Source organism: Helicobacter monodelphidis, from assembly GCF_003288845.1.
Classification (GTDB): domain Bacteria; phylum Campylobacterota; class Campylobacteria; order Campylobacterales; family Helicobacteraceae; genus NHYN01.
The window spans coordinates 1-872 of the sequence record NZ_NHYN01000072.1; the positions used below are offsets into that span (position 1 = coordinate 1).

The 872-nt window shown below is 27.4% G+C and carries 2 protein-coding genes; one reads left to right on the forward strand and one right to left on the reverse strand.

The annotated features are described in order from the left end of the window. A partial coding sequence (locus CCZ01_RS09930) for a helix-turn-helix domain-containing protein (protein WP_181566401.1) occupies window positions 1-375 on the reverse strand: 375 nt, incomplete at its 3' end. Window positions 376-443: 68 nt separating this feature from the next. Here CCZ01_RS09930 and tnpA point away from each other — a divergent pair. Then, entirely contained in the window at window positions 444-872 is a 429-nt protein-coding gene (tnpA, locus tag CCZ01_RS09935) for an IS200/IS605 family transposase (protein ID WP_112053038.1), read from the forward strand.

Genomic DNA, 872 nt, shown 5'->3' on the forward strand with positions numbered 1-872 from the left:
CACTTTCTTTTTATCTTTATCAAGGATTATATTTTGCGGAATAGCATAAGATTGTCTAGCATTTTTCTTTGATTTGAATCTAGGATATTTGGCTCTTTTAGCAAAGAAATTATCAAAAGCAGTAGCAAGTTGTCTAAGAGCCATTTGCAAACTTTGCGAATTACACTCATTAAGCCAAGAATAATTTTCTTGTGTTTTTAGTATTGTGAGTTGTTTTTGCATTGTAAAGTAAGTTTCTTTTATGCCTTTACTAAATTGTTTTTGGCGATAATCTAAGAAATAATTATAAACTACTCTAGCACAACCAAAGTGTTTATGAATTAATTCTTTTTGAGCTTTAGTAGGATAAATTCTATATTTTATAGCACTAAGCAAATTTTAGTATTCCTTGTTTTATTTATATTGTACAATATAACATAAAAATATAAATATGAGCATAAAAAATGAAAAAGAATAATTATGAACTTCGTGGGTATATCTCCACAAATCGCTCTAAACACAATCTAAAAGCACATATAATTTTGGTTTGCAAATATAGAAAGAAAATTCTAAAAGATGATTTGAGTTATTTTATTAAAACTAAAATTGATGAGATAAGCAAGAGTGGAGAATTTATAATTTTAGCTATGGAAAGTGATATAGACCATATCCATTTGATGATACAATACTTACCAAGAGTTAGCATAAGTTCCATTATCCAAAAAATAAAACAAATAACAACTTTTTATGTTTGGAAAGATATTAGGTTTGAGCCATTTCTAAGAAAACATTTTTGGAACGAAAAGACTTTTTGGATTGATGGATTTTTTGCTTGTAGTATAGGCGAAGCAAACCCTGAAACAATCAAGGCTTATATAGAGAATCAAGGATAG